This window comes from Pseudomonas sp. H1h (assembly GCF_000633255.1).
In the GTDB taxonomy this organism is placed as follows: domain Bacteria; phylum Pseudomonadota; class Gammaproteobacteria; order Pseudomonadales; family Pseudomonadaceae; genus Aquipseudomonas.
This window is the reverse complement of the sequence record NZ_AYMJ01000005.1, coordinates 121,197-141,440: the sequence shown is the minus strand read 5'-3', so window position 1 is coordinate 141,440 and position 20,244 is coordinate 121,197. Positions and strand designations below refer to the sequence as shown.

Sequence of the window (20,244 nt, the reverse complement as noted above, 5' to 3'; positions counted from 1 at the left end):
ATTTTTTGTCGGATGTGTCCAGTGTCCTGTATCGGAAGTGGGGCTTAGTCTCTGAGGAACACATCCCTCCAACAAGAAAGAAAGGTGCCGCATGATCCCCAGAACCTTGTTCAGCTCCGAGCACGAATTGTTCCGTGACAGCGTACGAACCTTCCTCGAAAAAGAGGCCGTGCCGTTCCATGCGCAATGGGAGAAACAAGGCCATATCGACCGCAAGCTGTGGAACAAGGCAGGGGAGGCAGGGATGCTCTGCTCGCATCTGCCGGAAGAGTACGGCGGCCTGGGTGCGGACTTTCTGTACAGCGCAGTGGTGATCGAAGAAGTCGGTCGTCTTGGTCTGACCGGCATCGGTTTTTCGCTGCACTCGGACATTGTGGCGCCCTACATCCTGCATTACGGAAGCGAGGCACTGAAGCACAAGTACCTGCCGAAACTGGTCTCGGGCGAGATGGTCAGTGCCATCGCCATGACCGAGCCGGGCGCCGGCTCCGATCTGCAAGGGGTCAAGACCACCGCAGTGCTGGACGGCGACGAGTACGTGATCAACGGTTCCAAGACCTTCATCACCAACGGTTTCCTGGCTGACCTGGTCATCGTCGTCGCCAAGACCGATCCGAAGGCCGGCGCCAAGGGCACCAGCTTGTTTGTGGTAGAGGCAAATACGCCGGGCTTCGAGAAGGGCAAGCGCCTGGAAAAGGTCGGAATGAAGGCCCAGGACACGTCGGAATTGTTCTTCCAGGACGTACGCGTGCCGAAGGAAAACCTCTTGGGGCAGGCCGGGGCAGGGTTTGCCTACCTGATGCAGGAACTGCCGCAGGAGCGCCTGACCGTGGCGATCGGTGGTCTGGCTTCAGCCGAGGCTGCGCTGAAGTGGACGCTCGATTACACCCGTGATCGCAAGGCATTCGGCAAGGCGATCGCCGACTTCCAGAACACGCGCTTCAAGTTGGCGGAGATGGCTACCGAAATTCAGATCGGCCGGGTCTTCGTCGATAAATGCCTGGAGCTGCACCTGCAAGGCAAGCTCGATGTGCCGACGGCGGCGATGGCCAAATACTGGGGCACCGACCTGCAATGCAAGGTGCTCGACGAGTGCGTGCAGTTGCATGGCGGCTACGGCTTCATGTGGGAATACCCGGTCGCCCGGGCGTGGGCGGATGCGCGGGTGCAGCGGATTTACGCCGGCACCAATGAAATCATGAAGGAGATCATTGCGCGGTCGCTCTGATCTTCGTTGTCTTGGCGGGCCTCTTCGCGAGCAGGCTCGCTCCCACAATGGATCACTGTACCTGTGGGAGCGAGCCTGCTCGCGAAGCTTTTAGCGGTCGATCAAGGCGCCGGATTCGGATGATCCTGGTGAATCGCCTCAATCCCGGCCAGCACTTCGTCGGAAAGCTTCAGATCGAAACTGGCAATGTTGCTATCCAGCTGCTCAAGCGTCGTCGCGCCAATAATGTTGCTGGTGACGAACGGTTGCTGAGTGACGAACGCCAGGGCCATTTGCGCCGGGTCCAGCCCATGCTCGCGGGCCAGGGCCACGTAACGGCTGCAAGCGGCTTCCGATTGTGCGTTGAAATAGCGGCTGAAGCGGCTGTAGAGGCTCAGGCGGCCTTTCGGTGGGCGGGCGCCACCTTCGTACTTGCCTGACAGGAAACCGAACGCCAGCGGCGAATAGGCAAGCAGGCCGCACTGTTCGCGGATGGCGATTTCCGCCAGGCCGATCTCGAAGCTGCGATTGAGCAGGTTGTACGGGTTCTGGATCGACACCGCACGCGGCCAGCCCCGGGCTTCGGCCAGGGCGAGGAAGCGCATGGTGCCCCACGGCGTCTCGTTGGACAGGCCGATGTGGCGGATCTTGCCGGCCTTGACCTGCTCGTCGAGAGCTTCAAGGGTGTCTTCGAGCGGCGTCAGGTTGGCTTCGATCTTGTGTTTGTAACCCAGTTGGCCGAAGAAGTTGGTGCTGCGCTCCGGCCAGTGCAATTGATAGAGGTCGATGTAATCGGTCTGCAGGCGCTTGAGGCTGGCGTCCACCGCTGCGGTGATGTGCTGGCGATTGTGGCGCAGGTTTTTGTCACGGATGTAGTCGATGGTGTTGCCGGGGCCGGCGATCTTGCTGGCGAGGATCCAGTCGGCGCGGTCGCCACGGCTCTTGAAGTAATTGCCGATGTAGCGCTCGGTGGTGGCGTAGGTTTCGGCTTTCGGCGGCACCGGGTACATCTCGGCGGTGTCGATGAAATTGATCCCGGCCTCTTTGGCCCGCTCGATCTGCGCGAAGGCTTCAGCTTCAGTGTTTTGCTCGCCCCAGGTCATGGTGCCGAGGCAGATTGCACTCACGTTCAGGTCGGTACGGCCTAGCTGGCGATAGTCCATCGGGTGCTCCTTGGGCAAAACAATCATAAAAGCAGGTTGAAAATTTTTTCGCAATCTGCATAATTGCCGACCTCTTTCTGCAGTGGAAGTGATGCGCCGCCGCCGAAGAATCTTGCCGTTGAACGGACGCGCCGACCCGAGCCCCCGAAAGCGTCTGTATCCGGCTGCCTTTGACTTGTCAAAGTACGCACTATTCAGTAAGATCCGCCGTCTAATTTACAGGGCGGCCCCTGAGGCTATAAAGAATGAAAACTTTTACTGCTAAACCAGAAACAGTAAAGCGCGACTGGTTTGTCGTCGACGCTGCTGGTCAGACCCTGGGTCGTCTGGCCACCGAAATCGCGAGCCGTCTGCGTGGCAAGCACAAGCCTGAGTACACTCCTCACGTTGACACCGGCGACTACATCGTCGTAATCAACGCCGAGCAGATCCGTGTAACCGGTGCTAAAACCACTGACAAAATGTACTACTCCCACTCCGGTTTCCCGGGCGGCATCAAGTCGATCAACTTTGAAAAGCTGATCGCTAAAGCCCCTGAGCGCGTGATCGAGACCGCGGTTAAAGGCATGCTGCCTAAAAACCCGCTGGGTCGTGACATGTACCGTAAGCTGAAAGTCTATGCGGGCGCTGCACACCCTCATACTGCTCAGCAGCCCCAAGAACTGAAGATTTAACGGAATAGTTCATTATGTCGGCGACTCAAAATTACGGCACTGGCCGTCGCAAGACCGCAACCGCACGCGTTTTCCTGCGTCCGGGTACTGGTAACATCTCCATCAACAACCGTTCGCTGGATAACTTCTTCGGCCGCGAAACTGCCCGCATGGTAGTTCGTCAGCCGCTGGAGCTGACCGAGACTGTCGAGAAATTCGACATCTACGTCACCGTGATCGGCGGTGGTGTAAGTGGTCAAGCTGGCGCAATCCGCCACGGCATCACTCGCGCTCTGATGGACTACGACGAAACCCTGCGTAGCGCTCTGCGCAAAGCTGGCTTCGTTACCCGCGACGCCCGTGAAGTTGAACGTAAGAAAGTTGGTCTGCGTAAAGCGCGTAAGCGTCCGCAGTACTCGAAGCGTTAATTCGTTTCCACGTTCAAAAAAGAACGCCCGATTCCTCACGGAACCGGGCGTTTTTTTATGCCTGCGATTTATTAAAGAATTGCGCTGTGACAACTTGCCACATTCGTAGACCCCCTATACTACAAGGCTTGAGGGTGGGAGCCCCGGGTAATTCCCTTGTCAGAATTGGGGCTTTTCATTACCATCTCGGCAAAATTTTTATAAGTAACATTGATTTATTTAGTAGATGCCTGATTTAACAGGCCACAAAGCTGATGGGAGAGGACTGAATGAGCAATGACGGCGTGAATGCAGGCCGGCGTCGCTTCTTGGTAGCAGCCACATCCGTGGTGGGTGCTGCAGGAGCGGTGGGGGCTGCGGTCCCGTTCGTGGGGTCATGGTTTCCCAGTGCCAAGGCGAAAGCCGCCGGTGCACCGGTGAAAGTGAATGTCAGCAAGATCGAGCCAGGACAGCAGATGATTGCCGAGTGGCGCGGCCAGCCGGTGTTCATTGTCCGCCGTACTGCGGAAATCCTGGGGAATCTCAAGAAGATCGAGGGCCAGCTCTCCGATCCGACTTCCAAAAACTCCACGCAACCTACCTATGTCGACCCTGAAGTGCGTTCGATCAAGCCGGAAATTCTGCTGCTGATCGGGATCTGCACTCACCTGGGTTGCTCACCAACCTTCCGTCCCGAAGTGGCGCCTGCGGATCTGGGTAAAGACTGGGTCGGTGGCTATTTCTGCCCTTGCCACGGTTCCCACTACGATCTGGCTGGCCGCGTCTACAAGTCGCAACCTGCGCCTTTGAACCTGCCAGTTCCCCCGCATTCCTATGAGACCGATGACCTGATTGTCATTGGCGTCGATACGGAGAAAGCGTGATGAGCAAGTTCATGGATTGGGTTGATGCACGCTTCCCCGCCACCAAAATGTGGGAAGACCATCTCAGCAAGTATTACGCTCCAAAAAACTTCAACTTCTTCTATTTCTTCGGTTCGTTGGCGCTGCTGGTGCTGGTCAACCAGATCGTCACCGGTGTCTGGCTGACGATGAGCTACACCCCGTCGGCAGAAGAGGCATTTGCTTCCGTTGAATACATCATGCGCGATGTCGAGTACGGCTCGATCCTGCGTCTGTTGCACTCCACCGGCGCTTCGGCGTTCTTCATCGTGGTTTATCTGCACATGTTCCGTGGTCTGCTCTACGGTTCGTACCAGAAGCCTCGTGAGCTGGTGTGGGTCTTCGGCATGCTGATCTACCTCGCGCTGATGGCTGAAGCATTCATGGGTTACCTGCTGCCGTGGGGCCAGATGTCCTACTGGGGTGCCCAGGTGATCATCTCGCTGTTCGGTGCGATTCCGGTCATCGGTAACGACCTGACCCAGTGGATTCGTGGTGACTACCTGATCTCCGGGATCACCCTCAACCGCTTCTTCGCCCTGCACGTGGTAGCCCTGCCGATCGTGATTCTCGGTCTGGTGGTGCTGCACATTCTGGCGCTGCACGAAGTCGGTTCGAACAACCCTGACGGCGTCGACATCAAGAAGCATAAAGACGAAAACGGTATTCCGCTGGACGGCATTGCCTTCCACCCGTACTACACCGTGAAAGACATCGTCGGCGTGGTGGTCTTCCTGTTCATCTTCTGCTTCATCGTGTTCTTCTTCCCTGAAATGGGCGGCTACTTCCTCGAAAAACCGAACTTCGAGCAAGCCAACCCGTTCAAGACGCCTGAGCACATTGCGCCGGTCTGGTACTTCACGCCGTTCTACGCGATCTTGCGTGCGATCCCGGACAAACTCATGGGCGTTATCGCCATGGGAGCCTCGATTGCTCTGCTGTTCGTGCTGCCATGGCTTGATCGCAGTCCGGTCAAATCGATGCGCTACAAGGGCTGGATGAGCAAAATCTGGCTGGTGGTGTTCTGCATCGCGTTCGTGATCCTCGGCATTCTGGGCGTACTGGCCCCGACTCCGGAGCGTACGTTGGTGTCGCAGATCTGCACCTTCCTGTACTTCGCCTACTTCATTCTGATGCCGTTCTACACCAGGCTCGAGAAGACCAAACCGGTTCCGGAAAGGGTGACTGGCTGATGAAAAAGTTATTTTTTGCTCTGATTTTTGCTGCTTTGCCTGTGCTGTCTTTCGCCGCCGAACACGGTGGTCCGGAGCTGGAAAAAGTCGATATCGACGTGTCCGACAAGGCTGCCCTGCAAGATGGTGCGCGTACCTTTGCCAACTATTGCATGGGTTGCCACAGTGCCAAGTTCCAGCGTTACGAGCGGGTTGCCGATGACCTCGGCGTCCCCCACGAAATGATGCTCGATAAACTGGTGTTCACCGGTGCCAAGATTGGCGACCACATGAACATCGGCATGCAGCCGGCGGACGCCAAGACCTGGTTCGGTGCTGCGCCGCCGGACCTGACCCTGGTGGCGCGTGTGCGCGGCACTGACTGGCTCTACGGTTACCTGCGCTCGTTCTACGAAGATCCTGCACGCCCATGGGGCGTGAACAACAAGGTCTTCCCGAACGTCGGCATGCCTAACGTGCTGGTCGGCCTGCAAGGTCGCCAGGTGGTTGGCTGCAAACAGGTACAGATCGTCGAAGACGGCAAGAAGCAATATGATCCGCTGACCGGTACGCCGCTGACCCATGAAGCGTGCGATCAGTTGACCATCGTGCCGAAAACCGGTGCTCTGAACGAAGAGCAGTTCGATGAGAAGGTCAAGAATCTGGTAACCTTCCTGGCTTACTCGGCTAACCCGGTTAAGCTGCAACATCAGCGCATCGGTACTTACGTCTTGCTGTACCTGGCGTTCTTCTTTGTGTTCGCCTACCTGCTCAAGCGTGAATACTGGAAAGACGTGCACTGATACGCTTCAAGCATTGCTGTTAATCGCGCGCGCCCAAGGGCGCCTCCGATAACGCAACGTCTGGTCAGCCAGGTGTTGCGGGAGGCGCCCTCTGGGCGCGCGCGTTTTTCCGGTTCCGATAATTTCAACAAGCGAGGAGGATCGCCATGGGCGTGACCAATCGGTTGGCCTGTTACTCCGACCCCGCCGACCACTATTCCCACCGAGTGCGCATCGTGCTTGCAGAGAAGGGTGTCAGCGCCGAAATCATTTACGTGGAAGCTGGTCGCCAGCCGCCTAAACTGATTGAGGTGAACCCTTACGGCAGTCTCCCGACGCTGGTCGATCGCGACCTGGCGTTGTGGGAGTCGACCGTGGTGATGGAATATCTGGATGAGCGTTACCCGCATCCGCCACTGATGCCGGTTTACCCGGTGGCGCGTGCCAACAGCCGTCTGCTGATTCACCGTATTCAGCGCGACTGGTGTGGTCTTGTGGATCTGATTCTGGATCCGAAAAGCAAGGAGGCCGCGCGTGTCGTGGCGCGCAAGGAATTGCGTGAAAGCCTGACGGGCGTGTCGCCGCTGTTTGCCGACAAGCCGTTTTTCCTCAGTGAGGAACAAAGTCTGGTGGATTGCTGCCTATTGCCAATACTCTGGCGTTTGCCGATTCTGGGTATTGAACTGCCGCGGCCGGCCAAGCCGCTGCTTGATTATATGGAGCGCTCGTTTGCGCGTGAGGCTTTCCAGGCGAGTCTGTCTGGTGTCGAACGCGATATGCGCTAAGGCTTAAGGAGCCGCTATGAACTCCAGTCGACCTTATCTGGTCCGCGCGCTCTACGAGTGGATTGTGGATAACGATTGCACCCCGCACATGCTGGTCAATTCTGAATACCCGGCGGTGCAAGTGCCGCAGGGTTTCGCCAGTGACGGGCAGATTGTCCTGAATATCTCGCCCAGCGCCGTGCGGCATCTGCACATGGACAACGACGTGGTGACCTTTGAAGGTCGCTTCGGTGGTGTCCCGCACAGCCTGTACGTGCCGATCAGTGCGATCTTGGGTATCTACGCCCGGGAGAACGGTCAGGGCATGGTGTTCGATCTCGAGTCGCCGATGGATGACGAAGACGATATCGAGCCGGATGACGATTTGCCGCCGCCGGACAGCGAGCCGCCGCGCCCGAGTGGCCGGCCAAGCCTGAAAGTGGTGAAGTAATAAAAAAGGCGATCCGGATGGGTCGCCTTTTTTGTGTCTGCGTGTTGGGCGTCAGTCGATGTATTCGAACAGCTTGACGATCTTTTGCACGCCGGAAACGCCTTGCACCAGGTTGGTTGCTTGCGTGGCTTCCTGTTTGGTCAGCAGGCCCAGCAGATAGACGATGCCGTTCTCGGTCACGACTTTGATGCGCGAGCCAGGGATGTTTGGATCGGTGAGCATCTGGGTCTTGATCTTGGAGGTCAGCCAAGTGTCGTTCTGGCGAGCCAGAAAGCCGGACGGTGGTATGACCTGCAACTCGTTGTGAACGGTTTTCACACGCTGGACGGCGGCAGCGGCTTGTTCAGCCTTGGCCTTCAAGTCTGCGCTGGGTGTTTGTCCGGCCAGCAATACGACACCGTTGAAGCTGGTGACGACGATGTGCGAGTCCTTGTCCAGTGCGGGGTCGGCTTTGTTCACGTTGACGCCGACCTTGGTCTCGATCAGCGAGTCATCGATCTTGCTGCCGAAGGTGCGGGTGCCGCGATCATCGTCAATCGGCGCTTCACGGCTGGCGCTCACCACCGAGGTGCAGCCGCTGATGGCCAGGCACAGGGTCACGGCCAGCAGGCCAAGGCGATTAGGGGTCATTCTTCACTCCCGAACAATTGGCTGTCGATCAGATCGCAGAGGCAATGGATCGCCAGCAGATGGACTTCTTGAATTCGTGCGGTGACATGAGCCGGTACACGGATTTCGACGTCTTCAGGCAGCAGCAGTGATGCCATGCCGCCGCCGTCGCGGCCAGTCAATGCTACGACAACCATTTCGCGATCATGTGCGGCCTGGATCGCTTGAATAATGTTTGCCGAGTTACCGCTGGTCGAAATAGCCAGCAATACATCGCCAGGCTGACCGAGTGCGCGGATCTGCTTGGAGAACACTTCGTTGTAGCTGTAGTCGTTGGCGATCGAGGTGATCGTCGAGCTGTCGGTGGTCAGGGCGATCGCCGGCAGGCTCGGGCGTTCACGCTCGAAGCGGTTGAGCAGTTCGGAGGAGAAATGCTGGGCGTCGCCGGCCGAGCCGCCGTTGCCGCACGAAAGCATTTTGCCTTCGTTGAGCAGGGCGTTGACCATGATCTGGCTGGCTTGCTCGATGTGCGGTGCAAGTACGTCCATCGCCTGTTGCTTGGTGTCGATACTGGCCTGGAAAAGCTGGCGAATTCGGGATTGCATGTCCATCTGTGTGACCTTAAGTGGCGCGGCTGTTCGGCACGTGAATGTGCAGCCCGCAAAGCAAAGAGCAAAAATTGTCGGTGAAAGTGTCCGGGGTGGTGTGCAGAGAATCAACCATCGAACGCATTCTGCAACCAGTTCAACTGATCCGGGTGCCTGTCGATGGCCACCACGTCGAAGCGGCAAGGGGAATCGGCCCAGCGTGACTCGCGCTGAAGAAAATACTGCGCGGCAAAAATCAGTTTCTGCCGTTTGCGCTCATCGATACTAGCGAGCGCGCCACCCCATTGAGTATTTTTTCTGTAGCGGACTTCAACGAATACTACTGTATCGCCATCAAGCATGACCAGATCAAGCTCGCCGCGTTTGCATGACCAGTTCTGCGCCAGCAGGCGCAGACCCTGGTGTTGCAGATGCTCGAGCGCCTGGCGCTCGGCATCTTTACCGCTTTGCAGGTGCGAGCTGTCGGGCATCAGCGCGGGGTGTCCGGCAGGCGCTGAACCTGACCGCTGACGAACTGCGCCCAAGGCAGCTGGCGCACAACGCGCTGAGTCTGGGTCATGCCGAGGCTGCCCGATTCGCCTTCGATACGGCTGTCCGGCAGGGCTTTGAGTTGACCCAGGCGCGGCGCCAGGCGATAGGCATCCACGCCCATCGCGTACAGGCGGCCGAGGCTGCCGGCAGCTTGCGGCCACTGTGCGACCACTTGCTGACGCAGCGGATCGCTGGTCTCCAGCAGCCACGGAGTTTCGCAGAAGCGAATGCCGTTCATGTCGTTGTACTGATTCACGTCGCCGCTGGCGCTGTAGACGTGAGAGGTGGCGTAGACCGGAACGTCACCGGCGTACTGGAAGTTCAGGGTCGGCTTGATCTGCTGCGCCTGTTGCGGGGTGGCGGCGAGGAAGATGAATTCGATGTCCTGACGACGCGAAGGCTGTGCAGCGACGTTGGTGCCGGCAGCGTTCTGCAGGCTCTTGGCGCGGGCTTCGCTTTGACGCAGCTGGAACATGTCGGCGATCTGCTGAGCCAGTTGCACTGGCTGATCAACGCGTTCGGTGGCGACGATGCTGCCGCCGTTGGCCTGCCAGTCCTGGCTGAACGCTCGCAGTACGCGCTCGCCCCATTCGCCTTTCGGCACCATGATTGCGGCGCGATGCAGGCCGTCGGCACGGGCACGGCGCGAGACTTCGCGGGCTTCGTCTTCAGCGGCCAGACCGAACTGGAACAGTTGCGCCGGGCCTTGATCGCCTTCGCTGTAGTTCAGCGCGAGGGTGGTGATCGGCAGTTGCGGGCGAGTGCTCAGTTGTTTGACCAGTGGCTTCTCCAGCGGTCCGACCACCAGTTGCACGCCGTCGGCCTGGGCCTTGCGGTAGAACTCGTCCATCGAAGTCAGTTTCGAGCTGTCATAGAACTCGATGGCTGGTGGCTTCTGTCCGGCTTGCTGGGCCTGGTAGTGCGCCGCCATGAAACCTTCACGCAGTGCCTTGCCGACGGCAGCCAGAGGGCCGTCCTGCGGCAGCAGCAGCGCGATCTTGCTCAGGGGCTGGCTGGCCAGCTCCTTGAGTTTGGTCAGCGGCAACGGCAGGTTGATCGCGGCCGGGTGCTTTGGATTCTGCGCGCGCCAGGCATCGATCGCGGCTTGCTGCTGCTCCAGGGTGCCGGCGGTTTTGACTGCCAGAGCCAGGCCCATCCAGCCCCCGAGATCGTCGGAGGTGTTGGGTTGCAGTTGATCAGTCGGCAGCGAGGCGATCAGGGTCCAGATCGCTTCGTGGTTCTTGCTGGCAGCTTCACCTTTGAGCATCGGTGCAATGAAGATGCGTTCGCGAGCGGCAGCCAGGGTCTGACCGTCGGCTTCCAGGGCGCGGGCGTGCACGGTGCCGGTACGCACCTGCTGGTCTTCTGGCATCTCGCTCAGATGTTGCAGGCTAGGATGGCTCAGAGCGGTCAGCGCAGCTTTCGGCTGGTTGCGGGTCATGGCCAGTTCGGCGGACAGGGTGCTGGCAAAGATCTGCTGGCCCGGCTTCAGTTGCTCCATTGGCACTTGTTGCAGGATCTGCGCGGACTGGCCGGCGTTGCCCTGGCGATAAGCCAGGTCTGCCGCGCTCAGGCGTAGCAGGGCCGCTTTTTCCGGGGTCTTGGCCTGGGTAGCCTGTTCGAGCAGTTGCTCGATGCTGGCATCCGGGGTCCGTGGAAGTTCGCCAAGGCTGGAAGAGGGAGAGCTGGCGCAGGCCGCCAGCAAGGCAGCGAGGCAGAGGGCAGTGAACAGCCGCAGGCAAGCGATCATGTAAGTGTTCCTGATACTCGATCAAATTAGCGTGGAATTGTACCCAAGCGCTGGCCGGGGCGCGATGTTACTGGCGTGAAACCGTCAATTTAGCTGAAGCAAATGTTGCGGCGTTGCACAAAGACGCGCAAAACCGGCGTTGTCCGGAAAGCATCGCAAGCCTCGTGACGCGTTACAATGCCGACTTTTACCGATCATGAGGTGTGCGCTTTGACTGCTCCAGGTCCTTTGAATTCCGCTGCTGGCTCGCTTTATGTGGTGGCGACGCCCATCGGCAACCTGGACGACATCAGCGCCCGGGCCCTGAAAATCCTGCGTGAAGTGGCATTGATCGCCGCTGAGGACACGCGCCACTCGGCGCGGTTGATGCAGCACTTCGGCATTGCCACGCCATTGGCAGCGTGCCATGAACACAACGAACGAGATGAAGGTAGCCGCTTTATTATCCGTTTGCTGGCGGGTGATAACGTCGCGCTGATTTCCGATGCCGGTACGCCGCTGATTTCCGATCCGGGGTATCACCTGGTGCGTCAGGCGCGGGCGGCGGGGATCAATGTGGTGCCGGTGCCAGGTGCCTGCGCGTTGATCGCGGCGCTGTCGGCGGCGGGGCTGCCATCGGATCGCTTCATTTTTGAAGGGTTTCTGCCGGCCAAGTCGGTGGGGCGCAAGGCGCGCCTGGAGGCGGTTAAAGAAGAGCCGCGCACGCTGATTTTCTACGAGGCTCCGCATCGCATTCTCGAATGCCTGCAGGATATGGAAGCGGTGTTCGGTGGCGAGCGTCAGGCCTTGCTGGCCCGGGAAATCACCAAGACCTTCGAAACGCTTAAGGGGTTGCCGTTGGCCGAGCTGCGGGCATTTGTGGAGTCCGACAGTAATCAGCAGCGTGGCGAGTGTGTGGTGCTGGTGGCGGGATGGTCGGCGCCGGAGTCCGAAGACGCCGTCAGCAGCGAGGCGATGCGCATCCTCAATCTGTTGCTGGAAGAGATGCCGCTCAAGCGTGCAGCGGCGCTCGCCGCGCAAATCACCGGTGAGCGCAAAAACGTGCTGTATCAGGTTGCGCTGGACCAGCAGAAGGGCGAGTAACCCGTCGCGCAGACAGGTTTCGCGGCTATTAGCGCTTGTTCTTCGGGCGCTCTGCCGTTAACCTGCGCGGCGGAGAGTCGATCGGACAGTCGCTGCCCTCTATGAAAATTAGGGGGGGGAGGAAAGTCCGGGCTCCATAGGGCGAAGTGCCAGGTAATGCCTGGGAGGCGTGAGCCTACGGAAAGTGCCACAGAAAATAACCGCCTAAGCGCTTCGGCGCCGGTAAGGGTGAAAAGGTGCGGTAAGAGCGCACCGCACGTCTGGCAACAGTTCGTGGCTAGGTAAACCCCACTTGGAGCAAGACCAAATAGGGTCCCAAGGCGTGGCCCGCGCTGGGACCGGGTAGGTTGCTAAAGATGTCCAGTGATGGCCATCGTAGACGAATGACTGTTCAAGACAGAACCCGGCTTACAGATCGACTCTCCACCTTTTTCTTTCCCTGCTTGAATCAAAGGCATCAGGGCTGTGTATTATCGGCAGGCCTGCGCTAAAGTTCGGCAGCGGCAAATGCAGTAATAGCCATTTCCCACCTTGCTTCAATCAACAGCAGAAGCGCTTTTGTAATACCGAAAAAATCTTACTCTTAACAAATTACTTTAACTTTCGAGCGCAGCTATCCGTGCTGCATCAGGTTATTGGTCGGAAGTATCCGTCAGATTCTCGTTACCCCTCCTTTTAAGCTCCTAAATCTCCGTTCTGTAAGGGTTTTCCTTTAATCCGCGCCTTGACGGTGTGGTGGGCGCATTCCTATAGTGTGCGCAAGTGGCGGAAAGTGGCATGAAGTGGGTTTTTTGAGCTCAAAACGATAAAAATTGGAGAAACGCTGACGTGTTTCGCGGAGCTAACGCTATCAGTCTCGATGCAAAGGGCCGTCTCGCCATGCCGAGCCGGTACCGTGACGAGCTCGTTTCGCGTAGTTCCGGCCAGTTGATCGTGACCATTGATGCCGTTGATCCGTGCCTGTGTGTCTACCCGCTCGACGAGTGGGAAATTATTGAAACCAAGTTGCGCGCACTCCCTTCGCTTCGCGAAGAGAACCGTCGCCTGCAACGTTTATTGATTGGTAATGCCGTCGACCTCGAACTCGATGGCAGTGGTCGTTTTCTGGTTCCACCGCGTCTGCGCGAATACGCCAAGCTTGATAAGCGCGCGATGCTGGTAGGCCAACTGAACAAGTTCCAACTGTGGGACGAGGATGCATGGAACGCGGTATCTGCCGCTGACCTTGCTGCTATTCAACAACCGGGCGCCATGCCTGACGAACTGCGTGATTTGATCCTGTGACTATTGATAGCGGCTTTAACCACATCACCGTACTGCTTGACGAAGCCGTCGAGGCTCTCGCCGTACGTCCTGATGGCTGCTATCTGGACGGTACGTTCGGTCGCGGCGGACACAGCCGGTTGATCCTCAGTCAACTGGGGACGGACGGTCGACTCATCGGGTTCGACAAAGATCCACAAGCGATTGCCACCGGGCAAACGCTAGCGGCCGAAGACGGCCGCTTTGTCGTTGTGCAGCGCAGCTTTGCCGAGCTGGGGTCGGAAGTCGCCGAGCGCGGTCTGGCCGGCAAGGTCAGCGGTATCCTGCTCGACCTCGGCGTGTCTTCGCCGCAGCTTGACGACGCCGAACGTGGCTTCAGCTTCCTTAACGACGGCCCGCTGGACATGCGCATGGACCCGTCCCGTGGCATCAGCGCCGCCGAATTCGTCAACACCGCGCCGGTGGAAGAAATCACCCGGGTGTTCAAGGAATACGGCGAAGAACGTTTCTCCGGTCGCATGGCCCGTGCCGTGGCCGAGCGCCGCGACATCAAGCCGTTCGAGCGTACCGCCGATCTGGCCGAAGTGTTGAAAGTCGCCAACCCGGCGTGGGAGAAGGGCAAGAACCCGGCTACCCGTGCGTTCCAGGGGTTGCGCATTCACGTCAACAACGAACTGGGCGATCTGGAAACCGGCCTCGAAGCCGCGCTGGATGCGCTGGAAGTGGGCGGCCGCCTGGTCGTCATCAGCTTCCACTCGCTGGAAGATCGCATCGTCAAACTGTTCATGCGCAAGCTGGTGAAAGGCGAAGCCGACAACCTGCCGCGCAACCTGCCGGTTCGCCATGTCGCGTTCGAACCGAAAATCAAAATCCATGGCAAAGCGCAGACGGCCTCCGACGCCGAACTCAAAGCCAACCCACGTTCCCGTAGCGCTGTCATGCGTGTTGCGGAGAAGTTGCGGTGAGCAAGCTTTTCGCCAAGCCCCTGCCGGGCGGCAGCTTTTTCATGCTGCTGCTGTTTATCGGCGTGCTCGTGTCGGCCATCGGCGTGTCTTACAGCGCGCACTGGAACCGGCAGCTGCTCAACACCCTTTACAACGAACTCAGTGTGCGCGACAAGGCGCAGGCCGAGTGGGGGCGCCTGATTCTCGAACAAAGTACCTGGACCGCGCACAGCCGTATCGAAGTGCTGGCCACCGAACAACTGAAAATGCACATCCCCGGCGCGGCTGACGTGAAGATGGTGGCGCCATGATGAAACTCGAAGGGGCACTCTTCCCGTGGCGCTTCCGTCTGGTCGTCGGTTTGCTCGGCGTCATGGTGGCCGCGATCTGCTGGCGCATCATCGACCTGCAAGTGATCGATCGTGACTTCCTCAAGGGGCAGGGTGACGCGCGCAGTGTTCGTCATATTCCGATTCCGGCACACCGTGGCCTGATCACCGACCGTAACGGCGAACCCTTGGCCGTGAGTACGCCGGTGACCACGCTGTGGGCCAACGCCAAGGAAATGCAACTGGCCAAGGAAAAGTGGCCGGCGCTTGCCGCTGCCTTGGGGCAGGACCCGAAAGCCCTGGCCGAACGCCTCGAAGCCCAGGCCAACAAAGAATTCATTTATCTGGTGCGCGGGCTGACTCCCGAGCAGGGTCAGGCCGTGCTCGACCTGAAAGTGCCGGGTGTCTACGGCATCGAAGAATTCCGCCGCTTCTATCCGGCCGGTGAAGTCACCGCGCACATGGTTGGCTTTACCGACATCGACGATCACGGGCGCGAAGGCGTCGAACTGGCCTACGACGAGTGGCTGGCCGGGGTGCCGGGCAAACGGCAGGTCATCAAGGATCGGCGCGGTCGGCTGATCAAGGATGTCCAGGTCACCAAGAACGCCAAGGCCGGCAAGCCCTTGGCGTTGTCGATTGACTTGCGCCTGCAATACCTGGCCAACCGCGAACTGCGCAACGCGATCATCGAGAACGGCGCCAAGGCCGGCAGCCTGGTGATCATGGACGTGAAGACCGGCGAGATTCTCGCCATGGTCAACCAGCCGACTTACAACCCGAACAACCGTCGCAACCTGCAACCGGCGATGATGCGTAACCGCGCGATGATCGACGTGTTCGAACCGGGTTCGACCATGAAAGCGATCTCGATGAGCGCGGCCATCGAGTCCGGCCGCTGGAAACCGACCGACACCGTCGAGGTGTACCCGGGCTCCCTGCAGATCGGTAAATACACGATCAAGGACGTTTCGAAGACCGAAGGTCCGGTGCTGGACATGACCGGCATTCTGATCAATTCCAGTAACGTCGGCATGAGTAAGGTCGCGTTCGATATCGGCGGTGAAACCATTTACCGTCTCGCGCAGAAAGTCGGCCTTGGTCAGGATACCGGCCTCGGCTTCCCGGGCGAGCGCGTCGGCAACCTGCCGAACTATCGCGACTGGCGCAAGGCAGAAACCGCGACGCTGTCGTACGGCTACGGTATTTCCGTGACCGCGATTCAACTGGTGCACGCGTTCTCGGCGCTGGCCAACAACGGTCGTCTCGCGCCGCTGACCCTGATCAAAACCGACAAGCCGCCGCAGACCACTCAGGTGTTGCCGGAAGCCGTCGCAAAAACCATGCAGGGCATGCTCACCCAAGTGATCGAAGCGCCGCGCGGTGTGTTCCGTGCGCAGGTGCCGGCGTATCACGTGGCCGGCAAGTCCGGTACTGCACGTAAGACCTCGGTGGGTACCAAGGGCTACGCCGAAAACTCCTACCGCTCGCTGTTCGCCGGTTTCGGCCCGATGAGCGATCCGCGTTACGCCATCGTTGTAGTGATCGATGAACCGTCCAAGGCCGGTTACTTCGGTGGTCTGGTATCGGCGCCGGTATTCAGCCGTGTGATGTCCGGCACCCTGCGTCTGATGAACGTGACGCCGGACAACCTGCCGACCACCCAACAGGCCAACGCTACCCCGGCCGTTCCGCTGAAAGCCAATGGAGGGCGCGGCTGATGTCTCTGAGTCTGAACAAGATATTCCCTCATGCCGGCCACGATCTGTTGATCCGCGAGTTGGCGCTGGACAGTCGCAACGTACGTGCGGGTGATTTGTTCCTCGCCGTGCCGGGCGGCAAGTTCGATGGCCGTGCGCACATCGCCGATGCCTTGCAGCGCGGCGCGGCGGCGGTTGCTTATGAAGTGGAAGGCGCCACCGTGCTGCCAATCACCGAAGTGCCGTTGATTCCGGTCAAAGGCCTGGCTGCACAGCTGTCCGATATCGCCGGGCGTTTTTATGGCGAGCCGAGTCGTCACGTGAATCTGGTTGGCGTCACGGGCACCAACGGCAAAACCAGCGTGACCCAACTGGTCGCGCAGGCACTTGATCTGCTTGGGCAACATTGCGGCATCGTCGGTACTCTGGGCTCCGGCTTCTATGGCGCGCTGGAAAGCGGCCTGCACACCACGCCGAACCCGATTGCCATGCAAGCGACACTGGCCGACCTGAAAAAGGCCGGGGCCAAAGCCGTGGCCATGGAAGTCTCGTCCCACGGTCTGGATCAGGGCCGGGTCACCGCGTTGGCGTTCGACGTGGCGGTGATGACCAACCTGTCCCGCGATCACCTGGATTATCACGGCACCATGGAGGCGTACGCCGAGGCCAAGGCCAAGCTGTTCGCCTGGAATGATTTGAAGTGCCGTGTGGTCAACCTCGACGACGATTTCGGCCGGCAACTGGCCGCTGAAAAACGTGAGTCGCGTTTGATCAGCTATAGCCTGCTCGACAGCAGCGCCTATCTGTATTGCCGTGAAGCGCAGTTCGATGACCACGGCGTGCGCGCCACGCTGGTGACGCCGCAGGGCGAGCACCATCTGCGCAGCACGCTGCTGGGGCGTTTCAATTTGAGCAACGTGCTGGCAGCCGTTGGCGCCTTGCTCGGCTTGGACTATGCCCTCGATGAAATTCTCAAGGTGCTGCCGAAACTCGAAGGCCCGGCCGGACGCATGCAGCGTCTGGGTGGCGGTACTCAGCCGCTGGTGGTGGTCGATTACGCTCACACTCCGGATGCCTTGGAAAAGGTTTTGACCGCGCTGCGCCCACACGTCAAAGGCCAGTTGCTGTGCCTGTTCGGTTGCGGCGGTGATCGCGATCGCGGCAAGCGTCCGCTGATGGCCGAAGTGGTCGAGCGTCTGGCTGACCGCGTGCTGGTCACCGACGACAATCCGCGCACCGAAGACCCTGCGGTGATTTTTGATGACATCCGCGCAGGCTTCACCGCAGTGGATAAAGTCACTTTTGTTGCCGGCCGTGGTCAGGCGATTGCCCAACTGATCGCCGCTGCTTCGGCGGATGACGTGATTGTCCTGGCCGGCAAAGGTCACGAGGACTATCAGGAAATCAACGGCGAGCGCCACGCTTTCTCCGATCTGGTCGAAGCCGATCATGCCCTTACTGCATGGGAGGTGGCCCATGCTTAAGGCCCTGAAATTGAGCGAGCTGACCAACGTGCTCGACGCACGCCTGATCAGCAGCGATGCCAGTTTCGACGGTGTCAGCATCGACAGCCGTGCGATCAAGCCAGGTCAACTGTTTATTGCTCTGACCGGTCCGCGTTTCGACGGTCATGACTACCTCAACGACGTTGCCGCCAAAGGCGCCGTTGCTGCACTGGTCGAGCGCGAAGTGCCCGACAGCACCTTGCCGCAACTGCTGGTCAAGGACACCCGTCAGGCCCTCGGCCAGTTGGGTGCGCTGAACCGTGCTGCGTTCACTCAGCCGGTCGCCGCCATCACCGGCTCCAGCGGCAAGACCACGGTCAAGGAGATGCTCGCCAGCATCCTGCGCACTCGCGGTGCCGTGCTCGCCACTCGCGGCAACCTGAACAACGATCTGGGCGCGCCGCTGACCCTGCTCGAACTGGCCCCGGAGCATACGGCGGCCGTGATCGAACTGGGCGCCTCGCGCCTGGGTGAAATCGCCTACACCGTCGGGCTGACCAAGCCGCACGTGGCGATTCTGAACAATGCCGGCACCGCACACGTTGGTGAGTTCGGCGGCCCGGAGAAAATCGTCGAAGCCAAAGGCGAGATCATCGACGGTCTGGCGGCGGATGGCGTGGCCGTGCTCAACCTCGACGACAAGGCCTTCGGTATCTGGAAAACCCGCGCCGGCGCTCGCAAGGTACTGACCTTCTCTCTGAGCAACCCTCAGGCAGACTTCCACGCCAGCGAGCTGAGCACCGACGCCCGTGGTTGCCCGGGCTTCAACCTGCATTCACCTGAGGGTATCGAGCATGTTCAATTGAACCTGCTTGGCACTCACAACGTCGCCAACGCCACGGCTGCCGCCGCTGCCGCTCACGCCTTGGGCGTGTCGTTGTTCGGCATTGCCACCGGGCTGGGCGCCGTGCAACCGGTCAAGGGGCGCACTGTCGCGCAACTGGCGAAGAACGGCATGCGCGTGATCGATGACACTTACAACGCAAACCCCACCTCCATGTGCGCGGCCGTTGATATACTCGCCGGCTTTTCCGGCCGCACCGTCCTGGTGCTCGGAGATATCGGCGAGTTGGGCGACTGGGCGGAGCAGGGGCACCGCGACGTGGGCGAGTATGCCCGGGGCAAGGTTTCCGCGCTTTACGCGGTTGGGCCAAACATGGTTCACGCCGTAAACGCATTCGGTAAAGAGGCGCATCACTTCGGCACGCAAGCCGAGCTGATCCAGGCCCTCGACGCCGAGCAGGACACAAACACCACCATTTTGATCAAGGGTTCGCGCAGTGCAGCGATGGAAAACATCGTTGCGGCTCTGTGCGGGTCCAGTCTGGAGAAACATTAATGCTGCTGCTGCTAGCGGAGTATCTGCAACAGTTCTACAAAGGCTTCGCGGTCTTCCAGTACCTGACCCTGCGCGGGATCCTCGGTGTGCTGACCGCGCTGGTTTTGTCGCTGTGCTATGGCCCGTGGATGATCCGCACTCTGCAGAACCGTCAGATCGGCCAGTCCGTTCGTAATGACGGCCCGCAATCGCACCTGTCCAAGTCGGGTACACCGACCATGGGCGGCGCACTGATTCTGTCCTCCATCGGTGTCAGCACCCTGCTGTGGGCTGACCTGAGCAACCGCTACGTGTGGGTCGTGCTGCTGGTGACCCTGCTGTTCGGTGCCATCGGCTGGGTCGACGATTACCGCAAGGTCATCGAGAAGAACTCCCGTGGCTTGCCAAGCCGCTGGAAGTATTTCTGGCAGTCGGTGTTCGGCCTGGGCGCAGCGATCTTCCTTTATATGACCGCGACCACGCCGGTCGAAACCACGCTGATCCTGCCAATGCTCAAGGACTACAGCATTCCGCTGGGCGCCGGCTTCATCGTGCTGACCTACTTTGTCATCGTCGGTTCGAGCAACGCGGTCAACCTGACCGACGGCCTCGACGGTCTGGCGATCATGCCGACGGTCATGGTCGGCGGCGGTCTGGGCATCTTCTGCTATCTGTCGGGTAACGTGAAATTCGCTGAATACCTGCTGATCCCTTACGTGCCGGGCGCAGGCGAACTGATCGTGTTTTGCGGCGCGCTGATCGGCGCCGGCCTGGGCTTCCTGTGGTTCAACACTTACCCGGCGCAAGTGTTCATGGGCGACGTCGGCGCACTGGCGCTGGGCGCGGCACTGGGCACCATCGCGGTGATCGTCCGTCAGGAAATCGTCCTGTTCATCATGGGCGGCGTGTTCGTGATGGAAACCCTGTCCGTGGTTATCCAGGTTGCTTCCTTCAAGTTGACCGGGCGCCGTGTGTTCCGCATGGCACCGATTCACCACCACTTTGAACTCAAGGGCTGGCCCGAGCCACGCGTGATCGTCCGTTTCTGGATCATCACCGTGATTCTCGTGCTGATCGGCCTTGCCACCCTGAAGCTGAGGTAG

Annotated in this window: 21 protein-coding genes and 1 other RNA gene; 17 read left to right on the top strand and 5 right to left on the bottom strand. The window is 59.6% G+C overall.

Translation table 11 applies throughout. The features are described 5' to 3' along the window. The first annotated feature begins 91 nt into the window (after positions 1 to 91). Complete coding sequence (locus U862_RS0104560; RefSeq protein WP_003228064.1) at positions 92 to 1,228, top strand: acyl-CoA dehydrogenase family protein; 1,137 nt, start codon at positions 92 to 94, stop codon at positions 1,226 to 1,228. A 101-nt stretch (positions 1,229 to 1,329) separates the two neighbouring features. Here the strand turns inward: U862_RS0104560 and U862_RS0104555 are convergent, their stop codons facing one another. Continuing rightward, the gene (locus tag U862_RS0104555) at positions 1,330 to 2,370 is read right to left on the bottom strand and encodes an NADP(H)-dependent aldo-keto reductase (protein WP_025109301.1); all 1,041 of its coding nucleotides are present in this window, start codon (positions 2,368 to 2,370) and stop codon (positions 1,330 to 1,332) included. Between the two features lie 245 nt (positions 2,371 to 2,615). Here U862_RS0104555 and rplM point away from each other — a divergent pair, with 245 nt between their 5' ends. The 7 genes from rplM (at position 2,616) to U862_RS0104520 (ending at position 7,501) form a co-directional block, all read left to right on the top strand. Further along, on the top strand, positions 2,616 to 3,044 hold the full coding sequence (gene rplM / locus U862_RS0104550; RefSeq protein ID WP_003228062.1) for a 50S ribosomal protein L13: 429 nt from the start codon (positions 2,616 to 2,618) through the stop codon (positions 3,042 to 3,044). A gap of 14 nt (positions 3,045 to 3,058) precedes the next feature. Then, positions 3,059 to 3,451 carry a 30S ribosomal protein S9 gene (rpsI, locus tag U862_RS0104545; protein ID WP_003228056.1) on the top strand — a complete coding sequence of 131 codons (393 nt, stop codon included), beginning with the start codon at positions 3,059 to 3,061 and terminating at the stop codon, positions 3,449 to 3,451. Between the two features lie 269 nt (positions 3,452 to 3,720). Continuing rightward, positions 3,721 to 4,314: a ubiquinol-cytochrome c reductase iron-sulfur subunit gene (gene petA, locus U862_RS0104540; protein ID WP_003228055.1), complete on the top strand. Its 594-nt coding sequence runs from the start codon at positions 3,721 to 3,723 to the stop codon at positions 4,312 to 4,314. Further along, complete coding sequence (locus tag U862_RS0104535) at positions 4,314 to 5,525, top strand: cytochrome bc complex cytochrome b subunit (protein WP_025109300.1); 1,212 nt, start codon at positions 4,314 to 4,316, stop codon at positions 5,523 to 5,525. The genes petA and U862_RS0104535 overlap by 1 nt, the downstream gene beginning before the upstream one ends. Further along, positions 5,525 to 6,307, top strand: coding sequence for a cytochrome c1 (locus U862_RS0104530; protein WP_025109299.1), 783 nt, complete (start codon positions 5,525 to 5,527; stop codon positions 6,305 to 6,307). Before U862_RS0104535 ends, U862_RS0104530 begins: the two co-directional genes overlap by 1 nt. Before the next feature lie 146 nt (positions 6,308 to 6,453). Continuing rightward, complete coding sequence (locus U862_RS0104525) at positions 6,454 to 7,071, top strand: glutathione S-transferase N-terminal domain-containing protein (RefSeq protein WP_007917025.1); 618 nt, start codon at positions 6,454 to 6,456, stop codon at positions 7,069 to 7,071. 16 nt (positions 7,072 to 7,087) lie between these two features. Further along, entirely contained in the window at positions 7,088 to 7,501 is a 414-nt protein-coding gene (locus tag U862_RS0104520; RefSeq protein ID WP_003228047.1) for a ClpXP protease specificity-enhancing factor, read from the top strand. A gap of 51 nt (positions 7,502 to 7,552) precedes the next feature. On the opposite strand, the gene U862_RS0104515 is transcribed toward U862_RS0104520, so the two are convergent. The 4 genes from U862_RS0104515 to U862_RS0104500 form a co-directional block, all read right to left on the bottom strand. Then, positions 7,553 to 8,131, bottom strand: a complete 579-nt coding sequence (locus U862_RS0104515) for a BON domain-containing protein (RefSeq protein ID WP_025109298.1) — start codon at positions 8,129 to 8,131, stop codon at positions 7,553 to 7,555. Continuing rightward, the gene (locus tag U862_RS0104510; protein ID WP_025109297.1) at positions 8,128 to 8,721 is read right to left on the bottom strand and encodes a phosphoheptose isomerase; all 594 of its coding nucleotides are present in this window, start codon (positions 8,719 to 8,721) and stop codon (positions 8,128 to 8,130) included. Before U862_RS0104510 ends, U862_RS0104515 begins: the two co-directional genes overlap by 4 nt. A 104-nt stretch (positions 8,722 to 8,825) precedes the next feature. Beyond that, positions 8,826 to 9,188, bottom strand: coding sequence for a YraN family protein (locus tag U862_RS0104505; RefSeq protein WP_025109296.1), 363 nt, complete (start codon positions 9,186 to 9,188; stop codon positions 8,826 to 8,828). Continuing rightward, positions 9,188 to 10,999 carry a penicillin-binding protein activator gene (locus tag U862_RS0104500; RefSeq protein WP_025109295.1) on the bottom strand — a complete coding sequence of 604 codons (1,812 nt, stop codon included), beginning with the start codon at positions 10,997 to 10,999 and terminating at the stop codon, positions 9,188 to 9,190. Before U862_RS0104500 ends, U862_RS0104505 begins: the two co-directional genes overlap by 1 nt. Before the next feature lie 177 nt (positions 11,000 to 11,176). Here U862_RS0104500 and rsmI point away from each other — a divergent pair, with 177 nt between their 5' ends. The 9 genes from rsmI (at position 11,177) to mraY (ending at position 20,244) form a co-directional block, all read left to right on the top strand. After that, positions 11,177 to 12,082 carry a 16S rRNA (cytidine(1402)-2'-O)-methyltransferase gene (rsmI, locus tag U862_RS0104495; RefSeq protein WP_081794844.1) on the top strand — a complete coding sequence of 302 codons (906 nt, stop codon included), beginning with the start codon at positions 11,177 to 11,179 and terminating at the stop codon, positions 12,080 to 12,082. A gap of 73 nt (positions 12,083 to 12,155) precedes the next feature. Then, positions 12,156 to 12,509, top strand: an RNA gene (rnpB, locus tag U862_RS29095) — RNase P RNA component class A. 401 nt (positions 12,510 to 12,910) lie between these two features. Continuing rightward, on the top strand, positions 12,911 to 13,366 hold the full coding sequence (mraZ, locus tag U862_RS0104490) for a division/cell wall cluster transcriptional repressor MraZ (RefSeq protein WP_003205355.1): 456 nt from the start codon (positions 12,911 to 12,913) through the stop codon (positions 13,364 to 13,366). Continuing rightward, complete coding sequence (rsmH, locus tag U862_RS0104485; protein ID WP_025109293.1) at positions 13,363 to 14,310, top strand: 16S rRNA (cytosine(1402)-N(4))-methyltransferase RsmH; 948 nt, start codon at positions 13,363 to 13,365, stop codon at positions 14,308 to 14,310. The genes mraZ and rsmH overlap by 4 nt, the downstream gene beginning before the upstream one ends. Beyond that, positions 14,307 to 14,600, top strand: coding sequence for a cell division protein FtsL (ftsL, locus tag U862_RS0104480; RefSeq protein WP_007956777.1), 294 nt, complete (start codon positions 14,307 to 14,309; stop codon positions 14,598 to 14,600). Before rsmH ends, ftsL begins: the two co-directional genes overlap by 4 nt. Further along, complete coding sequence (locus tag U862_RS0104475) at positions 14,600 to 16,339, top strand: penicillin-binding protein 2 (protein ID WP_177327312.1); 1,740 nt, start codon at positions 14,600 to 14,602, stop codon at positions 16,337 to 16,339. The genes ftsL and U862_RS0104475 overlap by 1 nt, the downstream gene beginning before the upstream one ends. Continuing rightward, positions 16,339 to 17,802, top strand: a complete 1,464-nt coding sequence (locus U862_RS0104470; RefSeq protein WP_025109291.1) for a UDP-N-acetylmuramoyl-L-alanyl-D-glutamate--2,6-diaminopimelate ligase — start codon at positions 16,339 to 16,341, stop codon at positions 17,800 to 17,802. The genes U862_RS0104475 and U862_RS0104470 overlap by 1 nt, the downstream gene beginning before the upstream one ends. Then, the gene (gene murF, locus U862_RS0104465; protein ID WP_025109290.1) at positions 17,795 to 19,162 is read left to right on the top strand and encodes a UDP-N-acetylmuramoyl-tripeptide--D-alanyl-D-alanine ligase; all 1,368 of its coding nucleotides are present in this window, start codon (positions 17,795 to 17,797) and stop codon (positions 19,160 to 19,162) included. Before U862_RS0104470 ends, murF begins: the two co-directional genes overlap by 8 nt. After that, the gene (mraY, locus tag U862_RS0104460) at positions 19,162 to 20,244 is read left to right on the top strand and encodes a phospho-N-acetylmuramoyl-pentapeptide-transferase (RefSeq protein WP_025109289.1); all 1,083 of its coding nucleotides are present in this window, start codon (positions 19,162 to 19,164) and stop codon (positions 20,242 to 20,244) included. Before murF ends, mraY begins: the two co-directional genes overlap by 1 nt.